We start from the raw sequence: 16,024 nt of genomic DNA, 5'->3' as shown, positions 1-16,024 counted from the left end.
TCGATCATCAACGGTGGGGATACAGCAATTGCCGACGCATCATTTCCCCGCGCGTTATCAGCGGCCGGCCCTGCTCGCAATCATGGCCATCTCGCTGGCGCTGGCGCTCGGTTTCTTCGGCGATTTCCATCCGGCACTCGACGCGTTTGCGCAACTGCGGCTCCATCTCGCCGTGCTGCTGGCGCTCGTGGCACTGCCGCTCCTGTTCACGCCCCTGCGCATCGAAGCGGTAGTGGCGCTCGTCTTCTCGGCCGCGGCACTCTCCACCACCTACGCCGCGCTGCGGATACCCGGCCTGTCACCGGTCCAGGCCGGCTTCGTCGCCGATGCGGGCGACCGCGCCGTCTACCGCCTGCTGCAGTTGAACCTTCGCTTCGACAACCCGGCGCCGGAAAAGGTGCTGTCGCTGATCGGCCGCGCCCAACCGGACGTGGTGACGCTCGAGGAGGTCTCGCCGATGTGGAAGGACAAGCTCGACCTCCTTGCGAAGGCCTATCCGCACCGGATCGTCTGCTCTTCCCCGCACGGTTCATCGGGCGTCGCCATCCTGTCGCGCCGGCCGTTCGCGGCCGACAGCGAGCCGTATTGCTCCACCGGCGGTGCGCTGGCGCTCGCCAGCGTCGATTTCGGCGGCACGCCGGTAGATGTCGTGGCCCTTCATCTTCGCTGGCCGTGGCCGTTCGCCCACGGCGGCCAGGCAAGCCAGGTGGCGATACCGCTTTCGTCGCTCGGCCCGACAGCCGTCGTGGCCGGCGACTGCAACGCGGTGCCATGGAGCGCGACGGTGAGGCAACTGGCCACTGCCGGCGGCCTCACGCCGATGCCTTCGGTCGGGCCCACCTGGCAATACATCAAGCTGCCGGAACTGCTGCGCTTTTCGGGCCTGCCCATCGACCAGGTCTTCAGCAGGGGCGCGGTGCTGATCCATTCGGCGACACGGCTGGAGCCTGTCGGCTCGGATCACCTGCCGGTGATGGTGCAGTTTTCGCTTCGGCCACAGCCCGGCCAGCCCGAGAACGAAGGCGCTACCGCCTTCGCCTCGACCGGCCCCGAACTGGCCGTCAACGCCACCCGCTGACGATCACATATTCTGGTAGACGGGCCCTTCGCCACCCTGCGGCGGCACCCAGGTGATGTTCTGGTTCGGGTCCTTGATGTCGCAGGTCTTGCAGTGCACGCAGTTCTGCGCGTTGATGACGAAGCGCACGTCCTTGGCCGACGGGTCGGCTGCGGCGTTGCCGTCGGCATCCACCCATTCGTAGACGCCGGCCGGGCAATAGCGCGTCGAGGGCCCGGCAAAGACGTCGTGCTCGGAACGCTTCTGCAAGTCCATGTCGCCGACGAGCAGGTGAACGGGCTCGTTCTCCTCGTGATTGGTGTTGGACAGGAACACCGAGGACAGCCGGTCGAAGGTCAGCACGCCGTCCGGCTTCGGATAGACGATCTTCTGATGCTTCGAGGCCGGCTCCAGCGAGGCGGCGTCGGTCTTGCCGTGCTTCAGCGTGCCGAAGGGCGAGAAGCCGAACAGCGTGTTCAGCCACATGTCGAGCCCGCCCACGGCGACGCCGGCGATGGTGCCGAAGCGCGACCACAGCGGCTTGACGTTGCGCACCTTCTTCAGGTCCTTGCCGATGGCGGTGTCGCGCCACGCCGCCTCGTAGGAGGCAAGCTCGTCATTGGCGCGGCCGGCGGCAATCGCTTCCGCCACATGCTCGGCGGCCAGCATGCCCGACAGCACCGCGTTGTGCGAGCCCTTGATGCGCGGCACGTTGACGAGGCCGGCCGAGCAGCCCATCAGCGCGCCGCCGGGGAAGGAAAGCTTCGGCACCGATTGCCAACCGCCTTCGGTGATGGCGCGCGCGCCGTAGCCGATGCGCTTGGCGCCCTCGAAGGTGCCGCGGATCGCCGGGTGGGTCTTGAAGCGCTGGAATTCCTCGAATGGCGACAGCCACGGGTTCTTGTAATTGAGGTGAACGACGAAGCCGACCGCCACCATGTTGTCTTCGAGATGGTAGAGGAAGGAACCGCCGCCGGTCTTCATGTCGAGCGGCCAGCCGAACGAATGCTGGACCAGCCCCGGCTTGTGGTTCTCCGGCTTCACCTGCCACAGTTCCTTGAGGCCGATGCCGAACTTTCCGGGCTCGCGGCCTTCCGAAAGATTGTACTTGGCGATCAGTTGCTTGGCGAGCGAGCCGCGCGCGCCCTCGCCGATCAGCACATACTTGCCCATCAGCGCCATGCCCGGCGCGTAGTTCGGCCCGTGCGTCCCGTCCCGTTCCACGCCCATGTCGCCGGTGATGACGCCCGTCACCGCGCCCTTGTCGTCATAGGTCAGGCCGGTCGCCGCGAAGCCCGGATAGATCTCGACGCCGAGCGCCTCGGCCTTGGCGGCGAGCCAGCGCGAGACGTTGCCCAGCGAAACGATGTAGTTGCCGTGATTGTTCATCAGCGGCGGCATCATGAAGTTCGGCAGCTTCACCGAACCGGCCGGGCCCAGAACCAGGAAATGATCGGCGGTGACCGGCGTCTTGAACGGATGGTCTCCCTCTTCGCGCCAGCCCGGCAGCAGCCGATCGATGCCGATCGGATCGACGACGGCGCCGGAAAGGATATGGGCTCCGACCTCGCCGCCCTTTTCCAGCACGACCACGGACAGGTCGGGGTTTACCTGCTTGAGCCGGATGGCCGCCGAAAGGCCCGCCGGCCCGGCGCCGACGATGACCACATCGAATTCCATGCTCTCGCGTTCAATCTCGTCGCTCATGATCCCTCCCGCTGGCTCCGCCGGTCCGGTAATTTTGCTGGCTCACGCGCTCCATAGCGCATCAAGGAGCGACGCGAAACCGGCGCAGGCGTGACAATCCGCCATTTCCAACAAGGCGCAGGCTCCGCATAGCGGTCTTTTGGACGCACCTATCCGGGATCGGCGAGTTGCGCCATACTTGCCAGATGCGCATTCATGGACCAGCCGGCCTTTCAATGACGCGCGTTTTGGGCACAGCCGGCATCACGGGCTGCGCAAGCCTGCTTTTTCTGGCAGGGATATGCCAACCGGCCCTTTGCGGCGGCGGGCAAGAGCAGCCATGGCTCGCCGGCGCCTATTCCTTCTCCGACGAACTGGGCGGCTTCCACATCACCGGCGCCTCGGGCAGCGGCACCAGGGACGACCCGATCACCATCGAGGAGGAACTGAACTCGGCAACGCCGGTGACCCTCACCATCCGTACCACGCGCCCGATCCGGCCCTTCGATTTTTCCGGCGCCTATGCCAACGGCATTCTCTACCTGCGCATCCGAACGCTGAACAACAGCGGCCAGGCCTGGGTCGAATTCGAGTTCGAACTGCAGGAAATCCTCGGCCAGCCGAGTACCTATGGCGACGGCCTCTCCTTCGACCAGCGCAGCGAAAACCCGACCACGATCTTCTCCAGCCATTTCGCCGAATTCAGCCGCGAATTCGAGCCCTATGACCGCCTGCTGTTCAAGAACGGCAAGATCGACCCGCTGGAAACGGGTACGTTCGATTTCCTGATCACCGACTACACCCCGCGCTGGACATTCTATCTGGTGCAGGACCCGCGTATTCCCTCGACCTGACCTTGCAAAAGCGAGGCGCGCGGTCGATGGTGCGGCCATGATCTCCACTCCGTCCCCCGACCGGCCCGGCCTGCGCGAACTGTTGTCCTTCTATGCCAACGCGGGCGTCGACGAGGCCTTGAGCGAGGAGCCGATCGACCGCTTCGCGCAAGCGGCGGCGACCCGGCCGGAGCGGGCACAACCTGTCCCCTCCTCCGACAACGACGCGGGCCAGAACCCGGGCACCCGCAGGCCGGAGCGCGAATCGGGGAAGGCTGCGCCCCGCCCTGGCCCGGCCACGCCTGCGGCCGTCCCGGACGAGGCACAGGCCGGGCTCGCGCGCGAACTGGCGGCAAAGGCCTGCAACCTGGACGAATTGCGCGAGGCGGTGGCCTCGTTCGAGGGCTGCAACCTGAAGTCCACGGCGAAGAATACGGTTTTTTCCGACGGCAACCCGCAGGCGCGCCTGATGCTGGTCGGCGAGGCACCGGGGCGCGACGAGGACATCGAGGGCCGCCCCTTCGTCGGGCGATCGGGCCAGTTGCTGGACAAGATGCTGGCCGCCATCGGGCTCGACCGCAACAGCGTCTATATCGCGAACGTGATCCCGTGGCGTCCGCCGGGCAACCGCACCCCGACGCCGCATGAAACCCAGATCTGCCGCCCGTTCATCGAAAGGCAGATCGAACTGGTCAACCCGGCGGTGCTGGTGCATCTGGGCGGCGCGTCGGCCAAGACGCTGCTCGACACCAGCGAGGGCATCCTGCGCCTGCGCGGCCAATGGCGAAGCTACGCCACCGCTTCCGGCATCGTCATCCCCGCCATGCCGACGCTGCACCCGGCCTATCTGCTGCGTACGCCCAACCACAAGAAGCTGGCGTGGCGCGACTTCCTCGAAGTGAAGATGAAACTGCGCGAGACCGGGGCGGCCTGACCCGTTCCCCCGCTCATCCTTGCCCCGGTTATCCTTGCAACGGCACGGCCTTGCGGGCCTTGCCGCGCTCCAGTCCAAGCTGGCGCTCGCGCAGGATGATGAAGATGCCGGCACCGACCACGATCGACCCGCCGACCAGCACGTAGAGCGTCGGCACGTCGCCGAACGCCACATAGCCCACCACGATGGCGAGGATCATCGACGTATATTCGAAGGGGGCGACCGTCGACACTTCCGCGTGGCGGTAGGCCGAGGTCATCAATATCTGCGCGATGCCGCCGCAGAAGCCCGCCCCGATGAGGAGCAGGCTTTGCGTCAGCGACAGCATTTCCCAGCCGAACGGCAGGGAAAGCAGCGCAAGCACGCTGGCGGTCAGCGAAAACCACAGGACGATGGTCGCCGTCCTTTCGCTATGCACAAGGTTGCGCACCAGGATGGCGGCAACGGCGGAACAGCCGGCGCCGCCGAAGGCCGCCATCACGCCCAGCACCTCCTGATCGTCCAGCGCCGAGCCGGAGGTCAGCAGCGTCAGTTCCGGCCACGAAATGATGACCACCCCGACGAGCCCGACCACGACCGCGCTCCAGCGGTAGAGGCGCACCGTCTCGCCCAGGAAGATCGAGCTGAACACGACCACCAGCAGCGGCTGCGCATAGTTCAGCGTGATCGCGTCCGGCAGCGGCAGGCGCGTCAGGGCAAAGAAGGTGAACGCCATGGCACAGACGCCGATCAGCCCGCGCACGACATGGCCGAACGGCCTTTTGGTGGCCAGCGCCGTATGCAGTTCATGCCTGAAGCCGAGGAAGAACAGGATGGGGAAGATGGCGAAAAAGGATCGATAGAAGACAATCTGGCCCGCAGGCAGCGGTCCGGCCGCCTTGATGAGCGAGGACATGGCGACGAAGATCGTCACCGACATGACCTTGAGCGCTATGGCGGTAAGCGCGCCCCGGGCACCGGGGGCCGTCTTCTCTGTCACTTCACGGTCGCGTTCCTTATCGCCGCCCAGATGCGCATCGGAGTCGCAGGCATTTCGATGTGCCTGATCCCATAACCACGAAAAAGCGCATCCGTCACGGCATTAAGTGCGGCAGGCGTCGAACCGATGGTGCCGGCCTCGCCCGCACCCTTGATCCCGAGAGCATTGGTGGTGGAGGGCACGTTACGGGTTTCGAAGTGGAAGGACGGCACGCTGTCGGCGCGCGGCACGGCGTAATCCATGAAACTTGCCGTCAGAAGCTGGCCGTCGTCGCCGTAGACCGCGCCCTCGCTCAGCGCCTGGCCGATGCCCTGCACCACGCCGCCATGCACCTGCCCGGCGAGCAGCATCGGGTTCACGGTGACGCCGAAATCGTCGACGACCGTGTAACGAGCGACCTCCAGCAGGCCGGTATCAGGGTCGATCTCGACCTCGCAGATATGGGTGCCGTTGGGATAGGTGCATTCGTCCTGCACGAATTCGCCGAAACCCTTGAGATCGTCGGGGTTCTTGGCCGCCTTGGCGATGGCGGAAAAATCGATGGCATGGTCGGTGCCGACGATCCGGGCGAAACCGTCGGCCAGTTCGATATCGCCGGCGGAGGCTTCCAGTTCGTCGGCGGCGATGCGCCTGATCTTCTCGGCGAGGTCGCCGCCGGCACGCGCGGCCGAAACCCCGCCGAGCGGGATCGAGCGCGAGCCGCCGGTGCCGCTGCCGGCCTTCAGCTCGTCGGTGTCGCCCTGGCGGACGTGAATCCGTTCGGGATCGAGACCGAGCTTTTCCGAAACGAACTGGGCGTAGGCGGTGGCGTGGCCCTGCCCGTTGCTCTGCGTGCCGATCCTGAGCGTCACCGAGCCGTCGCCCTCGAGTTCGAGAAAGGCCGGCTCCGAACCGGGGAAGGCGCAGGCCTCGACATAGGTCGCCATGCCGATGCCGCGGATTTTTCCCGCGGCCCGCGACCGTTGCAGGCGCGCGTCAAACCCGGCCCAGTCCGCGCGCTCCATGGCAAGCGCCATGTGGCCTTCGAACTCGCCGGTATCGTAGAGCCGGCCCGTCTGCGTGCGATAGGGGAACTGGTCGGGGCGGATGAAATTGCGACGGCGTATCTCGTCCACCGCAAGGCCCGTGTCGTGGGCGCAGGCATCGACCAGCTTTTCGATCAGCAGCGCCGCTTCCGGGCGCCCCGCGCCGCGATAGGCGTCGACCGGACAGGTGTTGGTGTAGACGCCGGTCACGGACACGTCGATCGCCTCTATGGCGTAGACGCCGGTCGACATGGTGACGCCGATCGTCGGGATCATCGGCCCGTATTGCGAAATATAGGCGCCCATATTGGCGGCGAGGTCAACCCTGAGGCCGAGGAACCGGCCGTCCCTGTCCATCGCCATTTCGGCGGTGACGGCGTTGTCGCGGCCATGGGCGTCGGTGAGGAAATGCTCGGTGCGCTCGCCGGTCCACTTGACCGGCCGGCCAAGCCGCCTCGCCGCCTCCAGCACCAGCGCATATTCGCGGTAGACGAAAGCCTTGGTGCCGAAGCCGCCGCCGACATCGGGCGTCACCACGCGCAGCTTCTCCTTGCCGACGCCCAGGACGCCGGCCAGGATTTTCTGCATCGAGTGCACGCCTTGCGAACCGGAGGTGAGCACGAAGCGGTCTTCGCCGGCATTCCACTCGCCGATCGCGGCGCGCGGCTCCATGTAATTGGCCACCAGCCGATTGTTCTCGAACTCGATGCGCGTGATTTTGTCGGCGCGGGCGAAAGCCGCATCGGTACGGGCCTTGTCGCCGATGTGATGGGAGAAAGCCCGGTTGCTGCCGAGTTCCGGCCACACCAGCGGGGTTTTCGGGTCAAGCGCCGTCGCGGTGTCGGCGGCGGCCTCCTCGGTGTCGTAATCGATCTCGATCAGCTCGGCGGCGTCCTGTGCCTCGGCCCGGCTGTCGGCGGCGATAAAGGCCACGGCATCGCCGACATAGGCGACGCGGTCGCGACACAGGATCGGGATGTCGCGCGTCGGCGCAACGCTGCCGTCCGGCTGTCTCGGCATCGCCCCGCTCCTCAGCGGGCGGAGATGGTCGAGGTCGCTGCCGGTCAGGACCAGTCGGACACCCGGCGCGGCGCGCGCCGCCTCGGTCGAGCCGATCCTGAACGCGCCCTTGGCGACGGCCGAGCGCAGGACATAGCCATGCAGCATGCCTTCGCGCCCGATATCGTCGGTATAGCGCCCATGTCCGTTGATGAAAGCCTGGTCTTCGACCCGGCGCACGGACGCGCCCATCCCGAACTTCGGCGTGACGATGGTCATGGGTGGCCTCGCGGTGTTGGGGAAACGAGGTTTTCAAATAGGTTGCGCGGCAGTTTTGTCGAGGGGCGGTTTCGTGTAAAGAGCACTGGCCTCGGCTCTGTTGGACCAGCCGGCCGCCTGTCGCCGCCGGAAAATGATCGGGAACGCCACCCCATGCGCACGGATATCGGCCAGGTCTTCAAGCTCGAAGACTATCGGCCCAGCGACTATCTCATTCCCGAAACGGTGCTGACGTTCAGGCTGTCGCCGGAAAACACCATCGTCGTAGCCCGGCTTTCGGTCGAGCGGCGCGAGGCGGTCGATCCTTCCACGCCGCTGGTACTCGCCGGCGACGGCCCGATGCGGCTTACCCGGGTCGCCGTGGACGGCCGGCCCTTGGCCGAACAGGACTATGCGGCCACACAGGAAAGCCTGACCATCACGCGCCTGCCTTCGGCCCGGCGCTTCACGCTGGAGATCGAGACGCAGTTGGCGCCGGCGCAAAACGAGGCGCTGATGGGGCTCTACCGTTCCAACGGCGTCTATTGCACGCAATGCGAGGCGGAGGGCTTTCGCCGCATCGCCTACTTCCTCGACCGGCCGGACGTGCTCAGCGTCTACACGGTGCGCATCGAGGCGCTGAGGAGCGACGCGCCGCTGCTGCTATCCAACGGCAATCCGGTCGAGAGCGGCGATCTGCCCGGCGGCCGGCACTATGCCATCTGGCACGACCCCTTCCCCAAGCCGTCCTACCTGTTCGCGCTGGTCGCCGGCGACCTCGGCGTCATCCGGGACAGTTTCGTCACGATGTCCGGCAGGACGGTCGAACTCGGCATCTACGTCGAACACGGCAAGGAAAGGCTTGCCCACTACGCCATGGACGCGCTGAAGCGCTCGATGAAGTGGGACGAGGAGGTGTTCGGCTGCGAATACGACCTCGACGTGTTCAACATCGTCGCCGTGTCCGACTTCAACATGGGGGCGATGGAGAACAAGGGCCTCAACATCTTCAACGACAAATACGTGCTGGCCGACCAGGAGACGGCGACCGATGCCGACTTCGCCAATATCGAGGCGATCATCGCGCATGAGTATTTCCACAATTGGACTGGCAACAGAATCACTTGCCGCGACTGGTTCCAGCTCTGCCTGAAGGAAGGGCTGACGGTCTTCCGCGACCACGAATTCTCCGCCGACCAGCGCTCGCGCGCGGTCAAGCGCATCGCCGAGGTGCGCACGCTGCGCGCCCACCAGTTCCCGGAAGACCAGGGACCGCTGGCGCATCCGGTGAGGCCGAGGCGTTACCGCGAGATCAATAATTTCTACACGGCGACCGTCTACGAGAAGGGGTCGGAAGTGGTGCGCATGATCCGCACCGTCCTTGGCGCCGAGACGTTCCGGCAAGGCATGGACCTCTATTTCCTGCGTCATGACGGGCAAGCCGTGACGATCGAGGACTTCCTGAAGGCTTTCGAGGACGTGTCGGGACGCGACCTGTCGCAGTTCGCGCTCTGGTACCATCAGGCCGGAACGCCCAACCTCGCCGTCTCCTCCTCCTACGACGCGGCAGCGCGCGAATTCGTCATCGACATCGAGCAATCGGTGCCGCCTACCCCGTCCGAGAGCCGCAAGCGGCTGATGCACATCCCACTCGCCTTCGGCCTCGTCGGCCCGGACGGCAAGGACATCGTTGCTACAGCGGTCGAGGGCGCGACCGTCGAAGGCGGCGTCATCCATGTCCGCAAGCGGCAGCACAGCGTGCGCTTCTCAGGCATCGAGGCCCGGCCTGCCTTGTCGCTCAACCGCGGCTTCTCGGCGCCGGTCACGCTTTCGGCGACGCAAGGCGACGACGACCTGTTCTTCCTCGCCAGCCACGACAGCGACGAATATGCCCGCTGGCAGGCCTTCAACACGCTTCTGACCGACGCGCTGATCAACGCCTACCGGCTGCTGCTCGGCGGCAAGACGCCCGTTCTCGCGCCACGGCTGGGCCGTCTGGCCGGAAAGATTGCCGGCGACACCTCGCTGGAGGAAGCCTACCGGGCGCTGGCGCTCACGCTTCCGGGCGAAGCCGACATCGCCCGCGACATCGGCAAGAACATCGACCCCGACGCGGTCTTTACCGCGCGCCGGGCTATCGCCGTCGCAATCGCCAGGGAAAACAAGGAGATGTTCTCCAGCCTTTACCGAGACCTTCACGCCGAAGGCGCGTTCAGCCCGGATGCGGCGAGCGCCGGGCGGCGGGCGCTGCGCAATGTCCTGCTCGATTTCCTTTCGCTGCTCGACGGCGGCGCGGGACTGGCGCTCAGCCACTTCCATGCCGCCACCAACATGACCGACCGGGCGGCGGCGCTGACCGTGCTTGCCCATGTCCACCACGGTTCGCCGCAAGCCGTGGAGGCGCTGGCGGCATTCGAGAAACGCTATGCGGCGGATCCGCTGGTCATGGACAAGTGGTTCCAGATCCAGGCCGGCGTGCCGGGACCTCAGACGGTCGAGAGCGTGCGGGCGCTGATGCGCCATCCGGCGTTCTCCACGACCAATCCGAACCGCCTGCGCGCGCTTGTCGGCACGTTTTCCAGCGCCAACCAGACCGGCTTCCACCGCGCCGACGGCGAAGGCTACCGGTTGTGGGCCGAGACCATCCTCGAGGTCGAAAAGCGCAATCCGCAGATGGCCGCCCGGCTCGCCACCGCGCTGCGATCCTGGCGCTCGCTGGATCCGCAACGCCAGGCGAAGGCCCGCGAGGCCCTGCTGAGGATCGCGGCCACGGGCAACCTGTCGGCGGACCTCAAGGACATCGTCGAGCGCACGCTGGCCTGAGCGGGCGGCGAAGCACCGCCGATCCGGAGCGAAAGACAGCGATTTTATTCGATTTTTAATCTTTTTTCGCCCGCCCCCTAGACAAGGCGAATCACCTTTGATTCCTTACTGACGATTCGGACGTGCGGTGTAGCCGGATCGCGACGACAGCAGTTATTTCGGGGAGAGCCATTTCATGGCCAAGGCGGACGCGTGGGGCGCGCCCGGGGGGACGTTTTTTGACCGGCGCAGGACGTCGGGCAGGACGCGCCTGATCGGCAATATGCGGCTCATCGCCGAACCGGCCTACCGCAAGCTGCTTGCGGCGGAACCCTATCTGCGCCGGCTGATCCCGATCCTGATCGTCGTCTTCCTGGCCGTGCTGGCCGCCCTTCGCGTGCTTTCCCTGATGAGCGACCACGACGAGGTGGAGCGCAACGCCAAGGCGATGCTGACGCTGGCGACCGGCCAACTGGCGAACGCCGATGCCGAAGCGGCGGGCGGTGCGCAGGCCCTGATCGATCGAATGGCGCGGGAAGGCATTCTCGGCAAGGACTACGTCGTCGCCATCACCGACGGCGCGTTCAAGGTCACCGCGGTGTCGCCGCTGTCGTCGCAATGGATGGGGCGCGGGCTCGACGGCATCGTCTATGGCGGCCAACCGCTGTTTTTGTTCGGCAGCCGCGCCGGCGTCATGGACGTCACGATCGACGGCAAGCGCTGGTATGCCGCGCTGAACCTCAAGCCCCGCCACGCGGGAGCCGCGGCCGTCATGGTGCCGCAGGACGCCGTGTTCGCGGACTGGCGCGGCGACGTCACGCTCAACGTGCTTCTGTTCATGCTGACGGGCAGCCTGCTGATCGTCATCCTCTACGCCTATTTCAGCCAGGTCGCGCGCGCGGAAGCTGCCGACCGCTTCCACGCCGAATCCAACGAGCGCATCGACATGGCGCTGGTGCGCGGCCGCTGCGGCCTGTGGGACTGGGACATGGTGCGCGGCAAGATGTACTGGTCGCGCTCCATGTACGACATGCTGGGCTACCGCCCCTGCGAGGCGATGCTGTCCTTCGGCGAGGTGCATGACATCATCCACCCCGACGACGGCAACCTGTTCGAACTCGCCAAGCGCATCGTCGCGCGCGAAATCGACCATATCGACCAGGTATTCAGGATGCGCCACGCCGACGGCCAGTGGGTGTGGATGCGGGCACGTGCGCAGGTGGTCGATCCCGAGGCGCCCGAAATCCAGCTGATCGGCATCGCCGTCGACGTGACCGAGCAGCGTCACCTGGCGCTGCGCTCGGAGGCGGCCGACATGCGGCTGCGCACGGCGATCGAGAACATCAACGAATCCTTCGTGCTGTGGGATTCGGCGCAATGCCTCGTCATGTGCAATTCCAAATACCAGCAGGACAACGGCCTGTCGGACCGCGACGTGGTGCCGGGCGCCTCTCGCGCGGAACTGGAAAACAAGATGCTGGCCTTCGCCTCCGAGCGGCGGCTGGCCAATGCCAACGGCCCGCGCGGCGGCGCCACCTACGAGCGCCAGCTCGCCGACGGGCGCTGGCTGCAGGTCAACGAACTGCGCACCCGCGACGGCGGCATGGTGTCGGTCGGCTCCGACATCACCCAGATCAAGCAGCACCAGGAAAAGCTGGTCGACAGCGAGCGCCGGCTGATGGCGACGATCCACGACCTCAGCCTCGCCCGCCGCTCGGAAGAGGAGCGCTCGGGCGAACTAGTGGAACTCAACCGCAAATACATGCGCGAGAAGGACCGCGCCGAAGCCGCCAACCGCGCCAAGTCGGAATTCCTCGCCAACATGTCGCATGAGTTGCGCACGCCGCTCAACGCCATCATCGGCTTTTCAGAACTGATGCAGCAGGCGCTGTTCGGCCCGCTCGGCTCGGACCGCTACGAGGAATATGCCAGCGACATCAATTCCAGCGGCAAATACCTGCTGGGCGTCATCAACGACATCCTCGACATGTCGAAGATCGAGGCCGGGCAGTTCTCGATGGAACGCGAGGCGATCGACCTGTGCCCGCTCATCCGCGAAACGGTGCGCGTGGTTTCCCTGCAGGCGGCGGCAAAGGCCATCACCGTCGAAACCCGCATCGCCGACGCCATGACGCTCTACGCCGACCGGCGGGCCATCAAGCAGATCGTCCTCAACCTTCTGTCCAACGCCGTGAAATTCACCGGCCAGGGCGGACACATCACGGTCCGGGCGCGCAGCACCTCCGGCGCGCTGACGCTGACCATCGAGGACAATGGCTGCGGCATCCCCAAAACCGCGCTGAGCAAGCTCGGGCGGCCGTTCGAGCAGGTGCAGAACCAGTTTTCGAAGAACCATGCCGGCTCGGGGCTCGGCCTTGCCATCTCGCGCTCGCTGGCGGAACTGCACGGCGGCGCGCTGAAAATCCGCTCGACGGAGGGCTCGGGGACCATCGTTTCCGTGCGCATCCCGCTGGGCAAGCGGCCGCACCCGCTAAAGGTCGCGGCCTGACCGCTTCTTTTTCGCCGCCGGCAGCAGCCGGTCGAAATGCCTTCGCACCGTGGCGGCCATATCCTTCAGATGTGCCTCCAGCACGCCGAAATCGGGCAGGCCGGTAACCGCCAACAGCAGGTCGGCAAGGCCGGGCGGGACGTCATGGCGGTCGAAATTGCCGGTGAGGCAAAGCCGGATCATCTGCGTCAGCGCCTGGTAGAAGGCATAGGCTTCGACAAGTTCCTGCCGCGCCTGCATGGTCGCGAAACCCGGTGCCAGGTGGGCCAGGGTATCGGCAGTAGCAGTCGCATGTCCGTCTTGCTCGACGTTGCCGGTGATGACCGCGACCTGCGCGATGAACTCGAGGTCGATCAGCCCGCCGGGGATCAGCTTGATATCCCAGAGATCGCGCGGCGGCTTCTCCTCCTCGATCATCGCCCGCATGCCGGACGCCTCTGCCTTCACCTTGACTTCGTCGCGCGGCAAGGCGAGGACCGCCGCCACCTCGGCCTCGACCTCGGCGCGCAGGCCGGCGTCGCCGGCGATGGTGCGGGCACGCGACAGCGCCATGTGCTCCCATGTCCAGGCCTCGCCCCGCTGGTATTTGCGGAACGCGTCGATATGGGTCGCCACCGGCCCCTTGTTGCCCGAAGGGCGAAGGCGCAGGTCGAGCTCATAGAGCACGCCCTCGGCGGTCGGCGCGGAAACGGCGGCGATGAGGCGCTGCGTCATGCGGATGAAGTAGTGCGAGGGTGCGAGCGGCTTGTCGCCGTCCGATTCCTCGGCGTCGGCATCGTGGTCGTAAAGCAGGATCAGGTCGATATCCGAGCCCGCCGTCAACTCGCGGCTGCCGAGCTTGCCCATGCCGAGCAGCGTCACCCTGCCGCCGGCGACGCGGCCATGCTTGGTGGCGAACTCCGCCGCCACGGCCTGCAGCGCCGCATCGATGGTGAGGTCGGCCAGGTCCGAAAACGCCCTGCCCGCGCGCGCCGGGTCGATCGCGCCGGCGAGCAGCCGCACGCCGATCAGGAATTTCTGCTCGGCCGCGAAGATGCGCAGCCGGTCCAGCACTTCCTCATAGTTGCGGTCGCCGTCGAGGAACGCCGCAAGCCGCGCCGATAGATAGGCCCGGTCGGGCAGATCCTTGAGCAGGCCGGGGTCGAGCAGGCCGTCGAACACATGCGGCTGGCGCGTGATGATGGCCGCGAGCCGCGGCGCGGCCCCCATGATCGTCGCCAGCATTTTCAGCAACGCCGGGTTGGACTGCAGCAGCGAAAAGAGCTGCACGCCGGCAGGCAGGCCCGCCAGAAGCTCGTCGAAGCGCATCAGTGCCTCGTCGGCGCGCCGTGTCTGGCCGAAGGCCTGCAGCAGGGCCGGCGTCAGTTCGGTCAGCCGTTCTCGCGCCTCGGCCGAGCGGGTGACGCGGTAGCGGCCGAAATGCCAGCTTCGGATGACGCGGCAGATGTCGCTCGGCCGCTGGAACCCCAGCCGGTTCAGCGTCTGCAGCGTATCGGGGTCGTCGACATCGCCGGTGAAGACCAGATTGCCGACGCCCGAGGACAGTTCCGGCGCGGTCTCGAACAGCGCCGCGTAATGACGCTCCACCTCATGGAGAGCCGCGCGAAAACCATCGGAGAAGCGCGCGGCGTCGGCAAAGCCCAGCATGTGCGCGATTCGCTCCAGTCCTTCGTCGTCCTCGGGCAGCGCATGCGTCTGCTCGTCGGCCACCATCTGGATGGCGTGCTCGACCCGGCGCAGGAACCAGTATTGCCGGGTCAGCGTGTCGCGCGCTTCCGCCGTTATCCAGCCGCGCGCGGCAAGTTCCTTCAGCATCGGCACGGTCTCGCGACCGCGCAGTTCGGGAAAGCGGCCACCGGCTATCAGTTGCTGGGTCTGGACGAAGAATTCGATCTCGCGGATGCCGCCGCGGCCGAGCTTGACGTTATGGCCCCGGACCGCGATCTCGCCATGGCCCTTGTGGGCATGGATCTGGCGCTTGATCGAGTGGACATCGGCAATGGCCGCGTAGTCCATGTATTTGCGCCAGACATAGGGCTGGAGTTCCTTCAGGAAGGCCGCGCCGGCCTCGAGGTCGCCGGCCACGGGTCGCGCCTTGGTCATGGCGGCGCGCTCCCAGTTCTGGCCGCGTCCCTCGTAATAGTTCAGCGCCGCCTCGACCGGGATCGCCAGCGGCGTCGAGCCGGGATCGGGGCGAAGCCGCAAGTCGGTGCGGAACACATAGCCGTGCTCGGTACGGTCGTGGAGGATGCGCACCAGCCGCCGGGCAAGGCGCGAGAACATGTCGGTGGCATCGAGCGGATCGACGACGGCCGGAGCCTGCGGATCGAAGAACACCACGAGGTCGATGTCGGAGGAAAAATTGAGCTCCTGCGCGCCGAGCTTGCCCATGCCGAGCAGGATCCAGCCCGACTTTTCCGCCGGCCGATCCGGGTCCACCAACCGCAGCTTGCCCTGCCGGTGGCTATCGCGCAGCAGGAAATCGACGGCGGCACGCACGCATGCCTCGGCGAGGTCGCTCAGCCGGCGAACGGTGACGGCGGCATCGGCCTCGCCGGCGAGGTCCGCCAGCGCGATCAGGAAATGCGCTTCCGTCTTGCGCAGGCGCAGTTCCATCATCAGGCTTGATTCAGAGACGCCCTCCGCACAGGCCAGCGTGGCGATCCCGGCGCGTATCTCGTCCAGCCTCGCCTCGACAGGCTTGTCGAAAATGGGATCGAGCATCTGCGGACGGCGGCGGGCGAGGTCGCGCAGGAAGGGCGAAAGGTCGAAAACGGCCGCAAGAAAGGCGGCGACGGGGCTGTTGCCGGTCAAAAGCTCCACCACGCGTGGAACATTTTCCTCTGCGGCGGCGGAAGCGATCGCGGCCAGATGGCGCGCCGCATTTTCCCCGTTCAGCGGAACGAGGCCGGCGACCGGCTCCAGATACCAATGGCCCACTG

General features: G+C 66.3%; 9 protein-coding genes. 5 read left to right on the top strand and 4 right to left on the bottom strand.

What is annotated here, in order from left to right:
• The first annotated feature begins 28 nt into the window (after positions 1–28).
• On the top strand, positions 29–1,078 hold the full coding sequence (locus ACFOHJ_RS23210) for an endonuclease/exonuclease/phosphatase family protein (protein WP_378225252.1): 1,050 nt from the start codon (positions 29–31) through the stop codon (positions 1,076–1,078).
• A gap of 3 nt (positions 1,079–1,081) precedes the next feature.
• Here ACFOHJ_RS23210 and ACFOHJ_RS23205 read toward each other — a convergent pair whose 3' ends face one another.
• On the bottom strand, positions 1,082–2,764 hold the full coding sequence (locus ACFOHJ_RS23205; RefSeq protein WP_378225250.1) for an electron transfer flavoprotein-ubiquinone oxidoreductase: 1,683 nt from the start codon (positions 2,762–2,764) through the stop codon (positions 1,082–1,084).
• Positions 2,765–2,949: 185 nt separating this feature from the next.
• On the opposite strand from ACFOHJ_RS23205, the gene ACFOHJ_RS23200 reads away from it, so the two are divergent.
• Complete coding sequence (locus ACFOHJ_RS23200; protein ID WP_378225249.1) at positions 2,950–3,597, top strand: hypothetical protein; 648 nt, start codon at positions 2,950–2,952, stop codon at positions 3,595–3,597.
• 37 nt (positions 3,598–3,634) lie between these two features.
• Positions 3,635–4,510: a uracil-DNA glycosylase gene (locus ACFOHJ_RS23195; RefSeq protein ID WP_378225247.1), complete on the top strand. Its 876-nt coding sequence runs from the start codon at positions 3,635–3,637 to the stop codon at positions 4,508–4,510.
• A 28-nt stretch (positions 4,511–4,538) separates the two neighbouring features.
• On the opposite strand, the gene ACFOHJ_RS23190 is transcribed toward ACFOHJ_RS23195, so the two are convergent.
• Positions 4,539–5,489 carry a DMT family transporter gene (locus ACFOHJ_RS23190; protein ID WP_378225245.1) on the bottom strand — a complete coding sequence of 317 codons (951 nt, stop codon included), beginning with the start codon at positions 5,487–5,489 and terminating at the stop codon, positions 4,539–4,541.
• Entirely contained in the window at positions 5,486–7,792 is a 2,307-nt protein-coding gene (locus tag ACFOHJ_RS23185) for a xanthine dehydrogenase family protein molybdopterin-binding subunit (RefSeq protein ID WP_378225243.1), read from the bottom strand. Before ACFOHJ_RS23185 ends, ACFOHJ_RS23190 begins: the two co-directional genes overlap by 4 nt.
• A gap of 153 nt (positions 7,793–7,945) precedes the next feature.
• On the opposite strand from ACFOHJ_RS23185, the gene pepN reads away from it, so the two are divergent.
• Both pepN and ACFOHJ_RS23175 read left to right on the top strand, forming a co-directional pair.
• Positions 7,946–10,594 (top strand): aminopeptidase N, encoded by a 2,649-nt coding sequence (pepN, locus tag ACFOHJ_RS23180; protein WP_378225242.1) that lies wholly within the window; start codon positions 7,946–7,948, stop codon positions 10,592–10,594.
• A gap of 175 nt (positions 10,595–10,769) precedes the next feature.
• Positions 10,770–13,082 (top strand): PAS domain-containing sensor histidine kinase, encoded by a 2,313-nt coding sequence (locus tag ACFOHJ_RS23175; RefSeq protein WP_378225240.1) that lies wholly within the window; start codon positions 10,770–10,772, stop codon positions 13,080–13,082.
• On the opposite strand, the gene ACFOHJ_RS23170 is transcribed toward ACFOHJ_RS23175, so the two are convergent.
• Entirely contained in the window at positions 13,065–16,022 is a 2,958-nt protein-coding gene (locus ACFOHJ_RS23170; RefSeq protein ID WP_378225364.1) for a bifunctional [glutamine synthetase] adenylyltransferase/[glutamine synthetase]-adenylyl-L-tyrosine phosphorylase, read from the bottom strand. The genes ACFOHJ_RS23175 and ACFOHJ_RS23170 overlap by 18 nt on opposite strands.
• Positions 16,023–16,024: the final 2 nt, after the last annotated feature.

The organism is Aquamicrobium soli, assembly GCF_042646345.1.
In the GTDB taxonomy this organism is placed as follows: Bacteria; Pseudomonadota; Alphaproteobacteria; order Rhizobiales; family Rhizobiaceae; genus Mesorhizobium; species Mesorhizobium soli_A.
This window is presented reverse-complemented; position numbering and strand designations above follow the sequence as displayed.

Excerpts from the sequence above, each read along its gene's own strand:
- pepN (WP_378225242.1), top strand. The coding sequence starts at position 7,946 with ATGCGCACGGATATCGGCCAGGTCTTCAAGCTCGAAGACTATCGGCCC.
- ACFOHJ_RS23205 (WP_378225250.1), bottom strand. The coding sequence starts at position 2,764 with ATGAGCGACGAGATTGAACGCGAGAGCATGGAATTCGATGTGGTCATC.
- ACFOHJ_RS23195 (WP_378225247.1), top strand. The coding sequence starts at position 3,635 with ATGATCTCCACTCCGTCCCCCGACCGGCCCGGCCTGCGCGAACTGTTG.
- ACFOHJ_RS23175 (WP_378225240.1), top strand. The coding sequence starts at position 10,770 with ATGGCCAAGGCGGACGCGTGGGGCGCGCCCGGGGGGACGTTTTTTGAC.
- ACFOHJ_RS23200 (WP_378225249.1), top strand. The coding sequence starts at position 2,950 with ATGCGCATTCATGGACCAGCCGGCCTTTCAATGACGCGCGTTTTGGGC.
- ACFOHJ_RS23185 (WP_378225243.1), bottom strand. The coding sequence starts at position 7,792 with ATGACCATCGTCACGCCGAAGTTCGGGATGGGCGCGTCCGTGCGCCGG.